At 52.4% G+C, this 16,925-nt stretch carries 14 protein-coding genes; 3 read left to right on the top strand and 11 right to left on the bottom strand.

All coding sequences use genetic code 11. The features are described 5' to 3' along the window. Positions 1 to 83 precede the first annotated feature (83 nt). From JK223_RS03790 to JK223_RS03775, 4 genes are all read right to left on the bottom strand, one after another. On the bottom strand, positions 84 to 1,061 hold the full coding sequence (locus JK223_RS03790) for a hypothetical protein (protein ID WP_212712875.1): 978 nt from the start codon (positions 1,059 to 1,061) through the stop codon (positions 84 to 86). A gap of 158 nt (positions 1,062 to 1,219) precedes the next feature. Then, complete coding sequence (locus tag JK223_RS03785; RefSeq protein WP_249213471.1) at positions 1,220 to 2,347, bottom strand: thiolase family protein; 1,128 nt, start codon at positions 2,345 to 2,347, stop codon at positions 1,220 to 1,222. Between the two features lie 2 nt (positions 2,348 to 2,349). Then, positions 2,350 to 3,504 carry an AMP-binding protein gene (locus JK223_RS03780; RefSeq protein ID WP_212712873.1) on the bottom strand — a complete coding sequence of 385 codons (1,155 nt, stop codon included), beginning with the start codon at positions 3,502 to 3,504 and terminating at the stop codon, positions 2,350 to 2,352. Further along, on the bottom strand, positions 3,501 to 4,199 hold the full coding sequence (locus JK223_RS03775) for a nitroreductase (RefSeq protein ID WP_212712872.1): 699 nt from the start codon (positions 4,197 to 4,199) through the stop codon (positions 3,501 to 3,503). Before JK223_RS03775 ends, JK223_RS03780 begins: the two co-directional genes overlap by 4 nt. A gap of 368 nt (positions 4,200 to 4,567) precedes the next feature. On the opposite strand from JK223_RS03775, the gene JK223_RS17105 reads away from it, so the two are divergent. Then, positions 4,568 to 5,455, top strand: coding sequence for an EamA family transporter (locus JK223_RS17105; RefSeq protein WP_212712871.1), 888 nt, complete (start codon positions 4,568 to 4,570; stop codon positions 5,453 to 5,455). Between the two features lie 235 nt (positions 5,456 to 5,690). Here JK223_RS17105 and JK223_RS16875 read toward each other — a convergent pair whose 3' ends face one another. From JK223_RS16875 to JK223_RS03750, 4 genes are all read right to left on the bottom strand, one after another. Beyond that, complete coding sequence (locus JK223_RS16875) at positions 5,691 to 7,457, bottom strand: LA2681 family HEPN domain-containing protein (protein WP_249213454.1); 1,767 nt, start codon at positions 7,455 to 7,457, stop codon at positions 5,691 to 5,693. Positions 7,458 to 7,662: 205 nt separating this feature from the next. Next, the gene (locus tag JK223_RS03760; RefSeq protein WP_212712870.1) at positions 7,663 to 9,294 is read right to left on the bottom strand and encodes a GMC family oxidoreductase; all 1,632 of its coding nucleotides are present in this window, start codon (positions 9,292 to 9,294) and stop codon (positions 7,663 to 7,665) included. A gap of 42 nt (positions 9,295 to 9,336) precedes the next feature. Beyond that, positions 9,337 to 10,731 carry a cytochrome c gene (locus JK223_RS03755; RefSeq protein ID WP_249213469.1) on the bottom strand — a complete coding sequence of 465 codons (1,395 nt, stop codon included), beginning with the start codon at positions 10,729 to 10,731 and terminating at the stop codon, positions 9,337 to 9,339. 217 nt (positions 10,732 to 10,948) lie between these two features. Beyond that, positions 10,949 to 11,536 carry a sugar dehydrogenase complex small subunit gene (locus JK223_RS03750; RefSeq protein WP_212712869.1) on the bottom strand — a complete coding sequence of 196 codons (588 nt, stop codon included), beginning with the start codon at positions 11,534 to 11,536 and terminating at the stop codon, positions 10,949 to 10,951. Between the two features lie 479 nt (positions 11,537 to 12,015). Here JK223_RS03750 and JK223_RS03745 point away from each other — a divergent pair, with 479 nt between their 5' ends. Beyond that, entirely contained in the window at positions 12,016 to 12,291 is a 276-nt protein-coding gene (locus JK223_RS03745) for a hypothetical protein (protein WP_212712868.1), read from the top strand. Between the two features lie 1,031 nt (positions 12,292 to 13,322). Here the strand turns inward: JK223_RS03745 and JK223_RS03740 are convergent. Together JK223_RS03740 and JK223_RS03735 are read right to left on the bottom strand one after the other, a co-directional pair. After that, positions 13,323 to 14,153 (bottom strand): fumarylacetoacetate hydrolase family protein, encoded by an 831-nt coding sequence (locus JK223_RS03740; protein ID WP_212712867.1) that lies wholly within the window; start codon positions 14,151 to 14,153, stop codon positions 13,323 to 13,325. A 466-nt stretch (positions 14,154 to 14,619) separates the two neighbouring features. Further along, positions 14,620 to 14,949, bottom strand: a complete 330-nt coding sequence (locus JK223_RS03735; protein WP_249213453.1) for a YciI family protein — start codon at positions 14,947 to 14,949, stop codon at positions 14,620 to 14,622. Between the two features lie 96 nt (positions 14,950 to 15,045). Between JK223_RS03735 and JK223_RS03730 the strand changes: the two genes are divergently transcribed. After that, entirely contained in the window at positions 15,046 to 15,954 is a 909-nt protein-coding gene (locus JK223_RS03730; RefSeq protein ID WP_212712866.1) for a LysR family transcriptional regulator, read from the top strand. Here the strand turns inward: JK223_RS03730 and JK223_RS03725 are convergent. Then, the gene (locus JK223_RS03725; RefSeq protein WP_212712865.1) at positions 15,904 to 16,848 is read right to left on the bottom strand and encodes a LysR family transcriptional regulator; all 945 of its coding nucleotides are present in this window, start codon (positions 16,846 to 16,848) and stop codon (positions 15,904 to 15,906) included. The genes JK223_RS03730 and JK223_RS03725 overlap by 51 nt on opposite strands. Between the last annotated feature and the right edge of the window lie 77 nt (positions 16,849 to 16,925).

Genomic DNA, 16,925 nt, shown 5'->3' with positions numbered 1-16,925 from the left:
TAGCCTGCCAGTGAATTCCGCGGCAGAAGTCAAACCATCGAGGGGATGGGTTTCGCGGTCAGGGGAGAGTTCAGAGAAGAAAGTTAACTGATGTCATAGATAATATCTTTCCCCATCTGCAGATCGTAGTACAGCAGGTAAGCATTATCGTGCTGGTAATCGTATTGTTCCTTAAAACCGGTCAGCTCAGGATCCACACCGAATGAGAAGGTTTCAGGCTCGCCGGCCTGAGTATAGTCATAACCCGCCATCACGAGTTCGGCGAAGGAGATAATCAATATGCGCAGGAGCGCTGGCAGTACAATAACCGGTTCATACAGAGTGGCAATCTCTTTTAAGGACGTGGCATTCCATGCCTTGGGGATAATATCCAGCGTGTTGACGATGCGTTTCAGCCCGCTCCCCAACACGTTTTCCGCGTGGGTGGCGAAAGCTGAATTCCCGGCCGTGGCGCCGGCAAAACTGCGTACCTGAACATGAATATTTTTTTCTGATTGTTGCTTAACGCTGACCCCCCAGGGAATGGTGAAGGTACCGCCCATGCTATGGCCGCAAAAGGTCAGCGTATCGCCGTCATTCAGTGTCGTATTAAGGAATTCTGCCAGCGTGGTCCCTGAACCCGGCGCGACGTCTGAGGTCATTTCTGACAGATCACCGATCACTTCCGCCATACCGGAGGCAATTCTGGCCTCTGCCGGGGCAGTGGCGTCGAACTGTTGCCAGTCAGCCAGTTCAAAGACCGCGATATCTTCCTGCCCGTTCAGGGAAGAGACCGTAGAGCGGGCAGCCACGCGATAATCCGATGGGTCAAGGCGGTTCCGGACAACAAAAAACATATAGTCATCCCAGGTATCTGCACCCTCCCGGACTTTCGGTATCCGTTTAACGGCCGGGCCCCAGACCACATTATCCAGTTTGCCTGCAGTAATAGGTGATTGCGTCAGACCATCCTGCAGCTTCTTCTTAGTCAGCTCCGGATTATATTCTTCCTGGTGTGCTCCGGCCCAGGCGATGGACGCCAGGGCGAAGCACTCCGCATCGAATGTATAGGCTTTTTTCATCTCAGATCCCCTTTGAATGACGGGCGGTGACCGACGGTTATCGCCGGTCTCCGGACACAGTATTTCTGTTATCTTCTGAGTATTGCTTTAATAAAGGCGATATCCTGATCGCTAATCGGCGGATTAGCGTGTCCCGGCCCCCTCTTTCGTGGCTGTTTTCAGCCCGTCGGGAAGGACGACGGGTTAGCACATTTCGAAAGCAACATCGCGCTGCCCAGGCCGCCGGCGGCCGCAATCGCACACACCCCATCACTGAGTTCAGAACGTTGCAGCTCATAAAACAGACGACAAATAAGAATGGCCCCCGACGCACCGATAGGATGGCCTCTGGCCAGTGCCCCGCCCCCGCAGTTAGTCTGCTGCACATTCAGCCCGCTTTCCTGAACACAGACCATCGCCTGTGAAGCATAGGCTTCCATCATCTCAGTGACACAGTCTCCGGGGGCGACCTGCGGGAACTTAGCGAACAGTTGCCGCAGTGCGACCACCGGAGCATAGCCTGGCAGACGGCTGTCTGCACCGGCGCTGACGAAACCGCGTATGGTCAGCCCCTCCCTGGCTTTCAGTCGGCCAGCAACAGCATCGGAAACCACCAGACAGAAAGCCGCACCGTCCGCTTCCACCGCCGTCGACACCAGACTGACCGACCCGGAAAGTACAGGCGAACGGGCCGCCAGCCGCTCACTCATCCGGCGGGGGTAACCATCACTGACGACCCCTGCCACCGGCACAATTTCCTGCCGCAGCCTGTCCTGCGCTGCCATCGCCTTTCGGTGACTGTTAATCGCCCAGCCATCCTGGGCCTGCCGGGTCAGAGAATATTTCACTGCCAGGGCATCTGCCGCGTCCGTCATATCCGGATCGGTCGCGGGATCCGGGCTGAACGGCGGCCGGGTGTAAAAACGTGCCGGACGCCCGTCGGTATAAGTCTCCCCGCGGAGCGGACGTCGCGAATAACTTTCCGCGCCACCAGCAATCACGATCTGCGCCGCCCCCGAATCCACCAGCGCAGAAGCCAGTGCGACAGCATCCAGCCCCCCTGCACACTGGGTATCGATAGTGATTCCGGAAACCCCCGGCATCCCGGCGGCCAGAGCCGTGACCCGGGCGGGATTTCCGCCGGCCCCCAGCGCATTAGCCAGAATAAGCTGATCCACTTCTCCGGCAGCAATGCCGTTCTGCGCTAACAGCGCGGAGATCACCGGCGCGGCCAGCTGGTGAACCTTCAGCGACTCAAACGCGCCACCCCGCGGGATCACCGCGCTACGCAGGGCTGCAATAATCATGCTCACGTTTTAAGATAGTCCTCAAGACGTTTCAGGTCGGCTTTACCTGCTGACAGCAACGGAAATTCCGGCAGAAACCAGAACCGGCGCGGCACCATCCCGCTGCCGAGTTGTTCAGTGATAAGCCTGCGCAAGGTCTTCTCCTGTAGCGGATCCGGATGTCCCTGAATAAACGCATGTAAGATATGGCCACGGCTGGCATCCGGGGCGGCGATCACCGCACATACCCCGCTGTCCGAATACTGGCTAAGCAACGCTTCGACCGCTTCCGGGTACACATTCTTATCGGCGATAGTCACCATGCGGCTGCGACGACCGCACAGCCATAAATGCCCGGACGGATCCAGAAATCCGAGTTCACCGACCGTCATAAAATCCCCGTCTGTCCGGGTTTCTTCACTGCCGCCGGCGGCATATCCGGAAAACAGATACGGGCTGCTCACCCAGACCTCACCCACTCCCTGATGAGCGTTTCGGATCGCTATAGTTACGCCGGGATACGCTTTACCCACCGATCCTTCCGGTGTCCCGGCATCGGCCAGAGTAATAAAACTGGTCTCAGAGGCCCCGTAAAACTCATGGATCGTCGCCGCCGGACAATAACGACCGGCACGTTCACGGGTCTTCGCATCGAGTTTACCGCCTCCGCAGAGGATCAGCCGCACCGACGGCAGAGTTTCCCCGCTACCGGTCAGCAAACGCAGTTGGGTCGGGGTAATATACAGCACCGTTGTGCCGGCAGCCTGTAACTGCATGGCCTGAGCACGCGGACGCATACCGGTGACAAAATCACATTCCATCCCGAGATGTAGCGATTCACAGACACCGTACAGCGCCAGTGAATGATTCAGTCCGCCAAAGATGGCACTGCGATCCGCGGCGGTCAGGCCGAAAATCTGCCGGTTAAGTTCAAAGGTTTTCTGCCATGTCATATAGGGCCGACGGACAACTTTGGGGATACCGCTGCTGCCGCAGGTCGTGCATTCGATATGCCCGCTATCATGACCGGTTTCAATCCAGGGCGACTGACTGACCGCACGAAACGTCCGGCCGGTGGTATAAGCCCTTACCACCCGCTGCAAGGCATCGGCCACTTCGCCGTCAGCCTTATCCAGCGCCACGCCCTGATAGCGAAGACGTGCCATCGTCGTCATCATTCGCCCTCCCCGCCGGTAAAGCCATGCAGAGTGCAGTACTCTTCAGCCGGCGCACGGGAGGTCCGGAAGTTATTCACCGCCGCTGTGATATCCGGCCGGCCCAGGGCGATACCGCAGACCACCGTTTCCTCGTCAGGTAACGCCATCAGACGATGTATGGCACGGCCATAATTTGCCAGTGCCCCGATACCGCAGGTCCCGTAACCCAGTTCCTGAGCAGCAAGAAAGAAACTCATCAGTGCCATGCCAAGATCCATAAAACAACCGGCACCCATCTGCCGGTGCAGTGTTACCACAATCCCGACCGGAGCATCAAAGAAACGATAATTTGCCGCAAACTGACGCCGTCGTCCCTCTGTATCGCGTTTCTGAATATCCAGCGCCTGATAAAGCGCATAGCCCGCATCCCGTTGACGTTGTTTAAGCAACTCCGGCATCGGCCGGGGAAAATAGCTATACAGCTCCTCTTCAGGGGGCTGCTGTGCAATCAGCGTAAGCTGTGCTTTCATCTCTGCCAGCGGTTCTCCTGTATAGACATGAAACATGCCCGGTTGCAGATTGGCGCCGCTGGGGGCACGACGGGCCGCCTGTAACAGATGCCTGATATCGCTGAGCGGTACAGGATCATCAAGAAAGGCACGACAGGAATGGCGATGAGTCAGTAATTCTGACAACGGATTACGGGGATTGCGCATCGGAAATACAACCTGAACAAGAGACAACGTAAATGAGCGGCAGTCACCGCAGGACGGTAATCTGACGACGTAGGCCGAGTATAGCTGTAAACTATTTTTATGACTACAGCCTTACAAGTTATGCTGGCCGAAAAGGCCGCCCGGCGCCTGGCAGAATTGCCGGTTGTCACCTGCGGGTAAGCGTCGTACTGGCCGTATCATCGACAGCAGAATAACAAGGCAAACTGCACAACTATCGCCCGGTTATCAGGTCACACTGTGGCCGGATAATCCCCGGTGACCGACCTTCCCTCTGAGCGGGGCTTGCGTAAATCGGCCAGCCATCACATAATCGTCAACTAATTTTTTTAATATAGGTTTACAACTCTGTGTGGTATCTCGCGATCGTTACCTTCCTCTGGGGATCCTCATTCAGTCTGACCGGCCATTTCCTGGCTGGCCAAGTTGACAGCTATTTCGCCGTATTCTTCCGGACGCTGGCAGGCACCCTGATCTTTGTTCCTTTTATGGTATGGCGTAATCTGCCGACGCGGTTAATTGCCGGGTTATGGTTCGCCGGTGCCCTTCAGTTCGGCGTCACTTATGCGCTCTCTTATCAGAGCTACACAATGCTGACGGTGCCGGAGATGTTGCTGTTTACCACCCAGACACCGCTCTACATCAGCCTGCTGAACAATGCACTGGAACGACGGTTTAATCCCTGGACGCTGGTCGCTGCGTTGTTTGCGGTCTCCGGCGGTATTGTCATTCACTACCATCCGCTCACCGGGCATTTCTGGAAAGGGTTCTGGCTGTTACAGCTGGCGAACCTGACCTTTGCCGCCGGACAGGTGATCTGTCGTCGCCTGCTGCTGAAATATAAGCCGGATGTTCCGTTGCCTAAGCTGTTTGGTCACTTCTTCCTGGGCGCGCTGATCATTACCGCTCCGCTCTATTACTTCTTCGGTCAGCAGGGCCATCTGCCACAAACCGGTGCCCAATGGACGGTGCTGGTTTATCTGAGTGTCGTGGCGACGGCGCTGGGTAGTTACTGGCTGGCAAAAGGCAGTACGCTCGTCTCGGTCGCGACGCTGTCGGTATTCAATGAACTGCATGTGCCGGTCGGACTGATTATTAATATGCTGTTATGGGGGAATGATGTTCCTGTGCTGAGGCTGATCGCAGGCTGCTGTCTGATTGCCATTGCTATCGGCATTAATTACCGTCATCCGTCACGTTCCCCGCAGCGCCCTGCACAACAGGAAGCCACAAACTAAGACTCACCGTCTTTTCCTGCCCTCCCTCCGGCACAACGCTACCTGCGTGCCGGAGGGATACGATATAAACCCCTGTCATTCCCGACTATATGTTGCGGTAAAAGGTATAGCCAGCGACTCAGGGGGGCGCCTGGAAAACCAAAAATATCCTACATTAAACCTGTTTTTTATTGAGCTGGCATAATGGGCTGCTGTGAGCGAGGAACGGACCTAATGATTTCAGCCTTAAGAAATATTACTTTAACGGTACAACAGTTGGCATAATTAGTCCGTCTGTTCGTGGTTTACTTTGTTCTTCTAAGTGAAGTGCTAATGATAAATATATGATTGAATTCCTTGCAAGTTTCATAAGGGTTAAAGTCCTGGACTCAAACTCACTAATTGTTATGAGCAAAGAGTGTGTGGACATTCTATGTTTCTCATCTATTAATGATTCAAGTTTCTTCTTCTTAATTTCTAATTCTGATTTTCTCTCAGCTAGAGTTGTCACATCATCCGAATTGCTATCAATTTTTATGTTCTTTTCCTCATGATACAAATTTTTTAATTCCAATTCACACTGTTCCTTTTCGATTATGTACTTTTTTAATTGAGTTGAGATACTCTCTTTTTCTGATTGTATTAATGTATATCCAAAATCATCGACAATTTTCAATGATCTATGCTCAATAGAGTTTCTTATATCAGAAAATGATTTCGCATCGGGGTCAAGCCAACGGGTTGTGGGTGTTGCATCTTTAACATCTCTGATATCCTTTAAAATATAAAACAAGGCATGGATGAACTGATTTTTACTATCTTTCAATCGTGGGTGAGGCACCCACATGTTCTTTTTTGAAATATCTCTAAATATTGCATCAAAAGATATTTTGTTATCATCTTTGATATCATTAAGCTCTAAAAACCTGTGAAGAAAATAAGACACTTTATCAAATAGAGAATACAAAGTCCTAAATGCACTTTTATAATGATTTGCTTTTAAATTGGTTAATGAGTGTGACATGTCTTCAACATGAGGATATGTGTCGTTAAAAAAATGGCTTGTATACTGAGGAATGTTTACCGCTGTGTAGTAAAGATAACGAGCATAACAAAAATCGTTTTTTAACTCATCAAAATTACCATGATACATTAACGTTTCATGCATGGACAAAGATTGATTCAATTTATAACTGAAGCTAGGAAGCGTAATTATATCTTGATAAGTAACAGCAGAACAAAGTACATCATTTAAATCATTGATAAAAAGCTTGTTTTTTCCACACCATGCAAGATAATGCTCCTGCTTTCTTGAGTCAAAGTCGTAACTTTGTTGTTCGAACTCGTAAAAAGAAGATTCAGTGAAATTATTTTCAAACCAATGTTTGAAGTTCATAAGGTCACCATCCACATGAAAAGCAACTTGCTGATCTTCATATAAATAACTTTTGTATTTCAACCCCTGAACGATAAGTTTGTAAGCAACAAAGCAATGGTATTCTTGATGGCCTGGGTCATACAAAACCTTAGCTAAATATAACTCGTTCTGTGCCTTACAGATCATTGAAATAGGATTGTTTTGGCTGATGGCTTTATCCCATAATGGAATACAGCAGAATGCTCGCCCCTGAGCACTTAGTGAATTTGCAAGGTTTGTTTCAATGCAACTTTTAAAGTAAAGGATTTCTTTGCTTGGATGCTTTAATTTACTTACAACATTTAATGATTTTCTAAATGCTATCACGGCCTTACTGAGGTCGTCAGAATACCATTCCATTTCCCTATGCTTATAAAGAGCCTGATAACAATTACCCACCACATATAAAAATCTAGATTCATCTATTGAATTTTCAAAATCCATAGAGCTATCATTTAATTCTTTTACGAATTCTGACAATTCAAAGGAGCTACCAGTAAGAATTAGCTCGTCAGCCTTATCGGATATTTTCCCAAAAACATCTTCGCTAACTTCAGTCTTGTCATTATTTTTCATCCATCCCTCATAATATTCTGTTGTATTCATGCACTATCAGAAAACTATAAACGAATTTTATTTTTTTATACTTATTGGCTTCTCATTCTTAACATCTGATGCTTTCTCCAACGTCCGCTCCTGCCACATGCAAGTGAGGTGAAGACGCTGCGTAAAGCCTTAGCCCGGTAACACGGGATGGTTCTTCCACAGCAGGCCCCGATAACGGGGCCTGTATCGTTAAGAAAAGAAAAAATTAACCGTGCAGCAGATCGCGTTTAATACTGTCGGTTGCCCGCAGGGAAAGCGCCACCATACTCAGCGTCGAGTTCACTGTCCCGGCCGCTGCCATCGCCCCGCCGGAGGCAATATACAGGTTCTGGTGATCGTGGGTACGCATCCAGCTATCCACTACGGAATCTTTCGGATCATGCCCCCCGATAGTCCCGCCCATAATATGGTTATTCGGGTTAAAGTACGGCGTCATTTCAATTTCTGTCGCACCGAACAGATTGGCAATCTGCATCAGGTGCTGGCGGGAAGATACCGCCGCTTTACGTACATAATCCCCCACATCATAGGTGACATGCGGATACGGGATCCCCAGGCTGTCTTTACGCTGAGTGCTCAGGGTCAGACGGTTGTCCGGGTTGGCCAGCACGTCATGGTTAACATAGATATCCATACCGCAGGCCGCACGGCGACGGATTTCCGCATCCAGTTTTTTACCCACCAGCCCCATCTGCAGTGCTTTCACTCCCGCTTTATGGTTCTGTGAGGTATTGTTCATCCCGATCTGAATCGCGGCATGCTCACTGCGGAAGTCTCCATCACGGAAGTTAGTGATGGAACTCATCTGTACGGAACCGCCACCGGTCCAGATAGGCTCTGAGGCCTGGAAACTCATCAGGATCCCCGGATGATCCATCATATTTCTGCCGACCATGTCCGAGCTATTGGCAATACCGTTCGGGTTACGATCATTGGCTGCCAGTAATAACAGTTTCGGCGTTTCGATACCGTTACCGGCCAGCACGAAGGTTCGTGCCGTCACACGGTGGGAGTTCTTGTCCGGGTCGTAATAGTGCAGAGCCGTAATGTTATTATGCTCATCGGTTTCAAACCGGTAGACCACCGCGTTAGGCAGAATTTTTGCACCGGCTTTCTCGGCTTTCACAATCGTATGGATACCATTGAACATGGCACCGATAGGACAGATAGGCATACAGTTGTTATTACCACAGCACTGCGGACGTCCGTCATATGGCCGGCTGTTACGGCCCTGGGGGACCGGCGTATTTTCATACCCGGCGGTGGCGACCACCTCGGTGAAGCGGCGATCGGCGGGACCATAAGGCATCGGTTCCATCGGGAACGGCTTCTTACGCGGTGCGACATATTTCAGCGTTGTGTCATTCGGGCCATTGACCCCAATCAACACTTCGGCACGGTAGTAATAATCTTCTAACTCATCATAGGTCACCACCCAGTCACGCCCGACCCCGTAGGTGGTATGTAACTGAAGATCATGCGGCAGGAAACGCCAGCATGACGCCGCCCAGTGCCAGGTGGTTCCCCCCACCCCTTTGATCATTCCCTGACGGAAAGCAGAGGCATCCGGACCGGAGACTTCCGGATAATTATTGTAAGGGTTTAACTGCGGATGTACCGCCCAGGGCTCGGCCGGATAAGGCGTCGCATAATCGGATTCTGATTTATTCACCGGCGGCATATTACGCCAGTTTTCGACCACTTCACCCCTTTCCCAGCGCGGACCGGCATCCAGCACCAGTACCGAAAGCCCGGCTTCCGCCAGCTCTTTGGCTACCGTACCACCACAAATCCCCGCGCCTACCACTACCACATCAGCGCTATATTGCTCAGACATAACCACCTCGAAATACTACAAATTCGTAAAATGACGGCACGATCAACGACGTTTGCGTGACAGCCGTACCACAATAAGGACAATGATCAGTAGCACGATAATGCCGCCGATCACCGAACCGGCCGCGGCATAGCGTGCAAGGAACGGTTGCGCTCCGCCTTCGCGCAGGGTCTTAACCTCTGCTGCAGTGACAGACAGCTGCGGATTACCGAACTGCTTAAAGATGTAGTTGCTGAGTTTCGCCACCTGGTCATCATTCAGGGACTGAACATCCGAGCCCGGACCAAATGCCGGCATCAGCACTTCTTTGCCGTTCACTTCACGCTGCACACCAAACAGGATGGCCGACACCAGGTTATTCGGGGTATTTCCGCCGGTCGCCGTGTTATGGAACAGCGACGGATAGAAGCCATCGGCCGTGCCGGTACCGGAGGTCTGGTGACAGCTGGCACAGGTGGTGTCATACAGGGCTTTACCGGTAATATCTGCCGGAAGAGCGGAGCCCATCGGCTGCGTTCCGCGAACATCCGAATCCCCTGCCATCCCCGCCGGGCTGCCGAAATCGCCGGTCGCTTTCGCCTGACCCGGATGACTCACCGCCGGCAGACTTTGCAGATAGGTGACGATGGCACTGATATCATCATCGCTCAGATGCTGAAGACTGTTGGTGACCGCCTCCGCCATCGGACCGGCCGCCTGTGCTTTACCTTCCACATGACCGGTTTTCAGGTAAGTCATCAGCTGATCACGCTGCCAGCTGCCGATACCACTCAGCGGGTCGGATGTCAGATTAGGCGCATACCAGCTGCCCAGTGCGGCACCGCTGAGTTCGGCACTGCCGGTTTCTGTGCCCATCATAATATTGCGCGGGGTGTGACACTCGCCGCAGTGCTCCAGGTTATTCACCAGATACTTACCGCGGTTCCAGGCGGCGCTCTGTGACGGATCCGGCTGGAAAGGTTTTTGTTTCAGGAATAGCAGGTTCCATCCCCACATCGCCTGGCGCAGGTTAAACGGAAAGCCCAGGGAGGTGATGCGGTTAGGTTGTTCGACGGGCTGAACACCGTGGGTAAAGTAATAATACAGGGCATGCACATCCTGATCGGTCAGACCGGCATAGGAGGTGTAAGGCATGGCCGGATACAGATGGCTGCCATCGGCACGAATACCGTGACGTACCGCATTTTCAAACTGCGCTTCGGTATAGTTACCGATACCGTAGGTTTTCGACGGTGTAATATTGGTGGAATAAATGACCCCCATCGGTGAATGGATGGCGTATCCCCCGGCGAAGGTCTTTTTAGTCTGTGGATCCGTATGGCAGGCCGCACAGTCTGCCGCGACCGCCAGATACTGCCCCTGTTTCAGCAAGGCATCGGCACTGTTTTCGACCGCAGGTTGATGAACCGGCACTTCTTCAGCAGCATGGACCGGCAACGCCCCTGTCACGCCACAGCCAAGGCAGAGCGCCAGCAGCTTTCGGCGAAAGTTCCCCGTGGCGCGTTTCCTTATCGACTTTTGATATTTCACATTCACTCCGCATAAAATTCTGCCTTCAACCAGACTGTTACGGGTAACAGTTGCAGACTGATCCGTGACAGACAGAGATCAACCCCGGTTCAGGTTGTCAGGCCGGAAAGGTTTTTTGTTTTATTTAAAAGTTCAGCAGGCGATCAACCGGGGGAGGATCTGCAGTCCAGTAATCCGGGCCATTATGGGCATAGGTCGGGATCACCATACCGTCACGCGGTACCTGATACATCAGCGCATTCTGGTAGCCGTACACTTTCGCGTGATGGCTGTTATCGGTAACTCCCAGATACCAGCCCCTGATCACAGACATCATCAGATCATGCAGGGCTTGGCCCTGTAACTGAGTATCCAGGGCTTCCACATCCTGCGGTTGCTTATCGGCTATCCACTGGTTCAGGCTGGCCAGCCGGGTCACAAAGGCAGGGTCCTGCTCGCTGAAAGCCATATACAGACGCTCACCTAAGGTCACATCCAGGCTCTGATGACCGGTCAGAAAACGGGAAGTCTTCAGAAACTGATTCAGTGTTGCGCTATCCGGCTGAGGGGGAGCGGGTGCAGCACTGGCACTGTTGGCCAGAGTTGTTCCGGCGATGGCAGAGCCGATAGCAAAGCTGGCTACCAGCCCCCCGGTCTGACCGAAAAGACGGCGACGACGTAACCCTTCCTCACTCAGAGTCTGCTCTGTGGCGGGATTTTTTTTATTGTCCATAAATTTCCTTGATGCTTATTGTATGATTCAACAGCGCCAACAATACTCACGCATCACCATACTATCCTTATGGACAAGTAAAAATCTCAAAAAGTAACGATATACTTACAAATACATAAATTAAATTACATTTAAAGTTAACGAAAAAACATCAATGTGAATTTTAAGTTACTTGCTATGGGTGGTTGAATTTTACACACATCAATAATCTACTGATAATCAAGGAAATAAAAACATCTCACAGGCCGTTGTTATTTCCTGTCTTTTTATCGAGACGTGGTTAATTATTCAGCATATCTGCTGGATGATATTTCCGATAACAACTGCACGCAAAATAAACACATAATTAATGCTTAACACTTTTGACTCATCACAGTTACCCCCCTTTTGATTACTGACACCTGCCGGCGCGGCGATCGGGGCGTACCCTGTTTATTATTGATGCCTGACCCGCAATCACTGCGGGGATGCCCGGGAGTATGTCTGACAGTCAGGGTGAGAAAACGGAAGCCACTGCCATTGTGCTGGTCGTTAGGGAGCGTTGTGCGGAGTTTATCTCACGCCCCGGGTTTACCGCGTCTAATCGTCTACAGCATTTCCACCAGCGCTTTTGTGCAGGTAACAGAACACTTATTGAGGCAATGGAACAAAACCTTTCATCGTACATCGCGCCTGCCGTCACTTCTTTTACGCGGAAAGCGAAAGGGATAAGTGATGGCCGCAGTCTTGGCAACCGGCGTCACGGATACCGGTAATAACGCACACGTCCCGGTGGAGAACCCGATCTGTGTGTCTGTTTAATCTCTGTCCATGTAAACGATAATTACGGTAACCCGCGATAACCTCAGTTTCCTGTCACAGACCCTAAGTGAGATATCACGGGGATTTCATGCTTTGCTGAGATTAATAGCATCCCTGCATCTGTGCAGAATCCTTCCGCTCCGCCGGGAAGCCCATAGCGGCAGGATCAGAGAATTCTTGTCAGCAAAGGACAGTATTTCGTCAAAAGGCGTTCATATATCAGGCAATCATGCCCCGTACACCCGTATAAATGAGGTTTTTACGACGCACTGTATATATATACAGTAATCATATTGAGTGATGCTGTGTCCTGTAACCGGGGATCATGAAACCCATCGGTGAAGACAGTGCATACCCCATACGGGCCGGGCCGGACGATTGGCTAAAGGTGACTTCCAGGCAGGCTGTTATCCCGGGCGGCAGCGGATACCGATCATCGCCGCCAGGGCTGCAATGGGCGATATAAGCGTATGAAACCCGCAGCAGCGTCTGCGGTCAGAGAATCCGGTCAGAAATCACAAAGGACGTCAGTGCAGGTAATGCAGACAGATGACCGGCGCAGCGCGGGACACTCCCCGGGAAAGTCGCAGGCTATTCCGGTCAGAAACCTCTGCCCGCCTCTGCGTCGCAAATGTTTTGCCGGAAGGTTCAGGACGGTCCACAAAGATGACCAGTACCACACGGGGTACTACCGGGAGAATCGCAGGCTATTTCCGGTCAACATCCTCTGCCCGCCTCTGCGTCATAAGTGTTTTTGTGGAAGGTTCGGGACAGACCATGGAAATAACCGGCACTGTACGGGACACTACAGGGAAAATCGCAGGCTATTTCCGGTCAACATCCTCTGCCCGCCTCTGCGTCGCAAATGTTTTGCCGGACCAGTGACCTAATCGGCGGCAAAAAAATCCGGCCAGAGACCGTAATATAGCCGCTGGCCGGACAGGATGCCCTGCTTCAGATAACAGAGCATTTACCGCAGAAAGGGTCAGGCAATCGTGTGAGCCAGGGTACCAATCTTGCTGATTGCGACCGAGATATGGTCGCCCGGGAACATAAACAGTTGCGGGGTACGCGATTTACCCACACCGCCCGGAGAGCCGGTGATGATCACATCGCCTGGCGCCAGAGGAGTGAAACAGGTCACGTAAGCAATAATGTCCTGCACGGTATGGATCATATTGGCCGTGGAGTCATGCTGTACCTGCTGATCATTCAGGAAGGTTTTGATATCCAGCTGCTGCGGGTCCGGGATCTCATCGGTGGTGGTCATCGACGGACCAAAACCGCCGGTGGCCGGCCAGTTTTTACCGGCGGTGAACCAGGTAAACTGCATATCACGTACCGTAGCATCCATAAAGCAGCTGTAGCCTGCCACATACTGCAGGGCCTCACTGGCCGGAACCTGATGTGCATTTTTTCCGATAATCACGGCCAGCTCGCCTTCATAGTCGAACTGCTCACTGCTGGCAGGTTTCTGCAGCGGTGTGTTATGTGCGGAGAGCGTATCGGCAAAACGGACAAACAGCGTCGGTGCCGGGTTAGTTTCGCCAAACTCTTTACGCTTTTCGGAATAGTTCATCCCGACACAGAGAATTTTCCCCGGATTTTCGATCACCGGTAAAAAAGTAATTTCGTCTGCCTGGTAATCTGCAGGTTTATCAGATAACGCAGAAATTTCGGCTAAGGCGCCGGCAGTCAGTACTGCTTTAAGATCGCTGTAATCCACATATTTACCAGCATCAATGATACCGTCTTCCCGGATGAGACCGAAACTGTGCTGGTCATTATTATTAATTTTAAAACTGCATAACTGCATAGTAATTTAGTTTTCTTATGATTGTGAGGGTCCCCATATTATTACGATTGTGGCGCAGCAGATCCAGCAGGAAAATGCTTTCAGTTGAACATATTACGTCTAATCCGCCCGGCCTTACCGGCAATGATGACCACATCTCACTGATAAATATAATTATTTTTTAAATGATCAACAATAGTTGATCCCCCTGCAAAACCGGCCCGCTGATAACATTAACTACTGAAAAATGAAGAGATTAAAATAAAACTCCCCGGTAAAGCGCGGTTTTGACGGCAACAAAAAGTTTAATCCGCTACCGATTAACTGTCCCTGATAATAATTAGCCACCCGCCCTGTTATTGTTAACTTTTCGTTAAATAAAAGCGGTGATTGCGATGCATCCCGGAGGACTTCGGGCGCCCGTAAACCTCTGCCAGCGGACGAAGGGACAACGGCCCCGGGTCCGGGGTCCGTCATACACCCGTTATCAGCCTGCGGTCTGGTCCTGCAACACAGGTGGTAATACGCCGGAAGAGACCTCTGACAGGCAACCGAACAAGGGATCCCACTGACAGATATCCAGCGTGACGATCAGGTTCTCCCTGCTGAACGGATCATCTTCAATCCATTGTCTGACCTGCTGTTCATTCTCCGCCCTGAAAATCAGTAACCCGGCGCGCAGCACTGACCCTTTCACCGGCCCCGATGCCAGCAGATGCCCTCGGGTGATCAGCCCGCGAAGGTAGCTGACATGCTCAGCAACATACTGCCCCCACTCCTCACCGTCCGGGTGCTCCATTCTGACTACAAAAATCATAATTACCTCCTCAATGACAGGATCCACAGTGTAATAAGCTCAAACCAGTGGTTAAAATAGCCATTATTTGTTTTCACAAACTACCAGGAGTTGTTAATGCCGGATAAACTGACCGGAATGCAGGTCTTTGTTGATGTCGTTAAGACTGGTTCATTTGTTGCTGCAGCCGGTGTCCGCGGTCTGTCCCCGCAGATGGTGGCCCGGCATATCACCGCCCTGGAACAGCAGCTCGGGGTTACGTTACTGTCCCGTACCACCCGGAAACAGAGCCTGACCGCCGCGGGGGCCGACTACTTCCGGCGCTGTGAAATTATCCTCGGAGCGGTCGAGGATGCTGAAAGACAGGTGAAATTCGACGTCACTCAGCCCGCCGGAACCTTAAGGATTAACAGCCCGGTGACCTTTGGCCGCTATTCTCTGATACCGTTTATCGCCGATTTTATGCGCCGTTACCCGCAGATCCGTATCGAACTGACGCTGTCTGATACGGTGATCTCACCGCTGGACAACGGTATGGATGCGGTGATCCGCATCGGTGAGCCGGATCCGTTACTCAGGCTGGTGGCAAAACCGCTGACTCCGTACCGGCTGATCCTTGCCGCGGCTCCGTCATATCTCGATCACTACGGGGCCCCGCTGTCTCCGGCACAGTTACCGCAGCACCGTTGCCTGGGCTTTTCGCCGTGGCTGGCCGGCGAGATACAGGAATGGACACTGACCGATGGCCGTCAGACCTGTCACACTGACGTCAGTCCGCCACTGGTGATCAATGACTGGGGAGCCCTGGCAGAGGCCGCCACCGAAGGACAGGGTATTCTGGCCGGCCACCGGCAAGCATTAGCGGGCTATTTCCGGCGTCAGCAACTGCGGCCCGTGCTGCCGGGCTATCACTTTCCGGACCAGAAAATGCATCTGCTCTACCCGGCGCGCCGTGGCACCGAGGCCAGACTCCGGTTACTGGTGACTGAACTCAGCCAGTGGTTCCCGCCAGCAGACGGTGCGTAATTGCTCACGCAGCCAGCGGTGGGCGGGATCTTTATCCGAGCGAGGATGCCACATCTGCGATACCGTGATCCCCGGGACTTTCACCGGAAGTTCAAACCGGCGCAGGGTCCCTTCACCCGGCAATGCGGAAATTCCGGGGTAATTCTGTAAAAAGGAGGCCGGTACCTGGGCGATAAGTTCCGAGCCAGTGACCACCGCCAGTGCCGGCGCGAAGCCCGGCACCACGGCGACCACTTCCCGTTGAAAGCCGAGTTCGGCCAGTGCACTGTCTATCGGCCCGCTGTATTTCCCCCGTCTGGATGAGGCAATATGCGGCCAGCGGATATAGTCCTCCAGCGTGATCCGGGGGAGCTGTGCCAGCGGATGATGGCTGTTGACCACCCCGACAAACCGGTCACGGAACAGGGCCTGCAGGCGGATTTCCGGTCCCGTCTCTCCCGCCACGCCGATTTCAATATCCACCTGTCCCTCACGCAGCTGACTGACATTTTTTTCCGGCTTTGGAATAAAGCATAAGCGAACGCCCGGGGCCTGTTGCGCGACCACCGCAATCAATGCCGCCCCGAATGCACTGATAAAGCCGTCATTGGCCCGCAGAATAAAGGTACGCTCCAGTTCCGGCAGGCATAGCGCCGTGGTGTCCGGGCGCAGCAACTCTCTGGCGGAAGAAACCGTTTTCCGGGTGCGCTCACGGATCTCCTCGGCATAGGGCGTGAGCACCATCTCCCGTCCGGCCCTGACCAGTAACGGGTCGCCGGTCACCGAACGTAAACGGCTCAGTGTACGGCTCATTGCGGAGGCACTCAGCCCGAGCCGGCGGGCGGCACCGGCCACCGAACGGGTCGTCAGCAGCATATCCAGCGCGGTTAACAGATTAAAATCAGCCTCGGCCATCGTGCGTTTTCCTGTCGATATTTTAATCATGGCGTTGCGTGCACTATATAACTGCAAAGAATGCACCTTCCGCCTGC

The organism is Tatumella sp. JGM118 (assembly GCF_018257515.1).
Taxonomy (GTDB): Bacteria; Pseudomonadota; Gammaproteobacteria; order Enterobacterales; family Enterobacteriaceae; genus Tatumella; species Tatumella terrea.
This window is presented reverse-complemented; position numbering and strand designations above follow the sequence as displayed.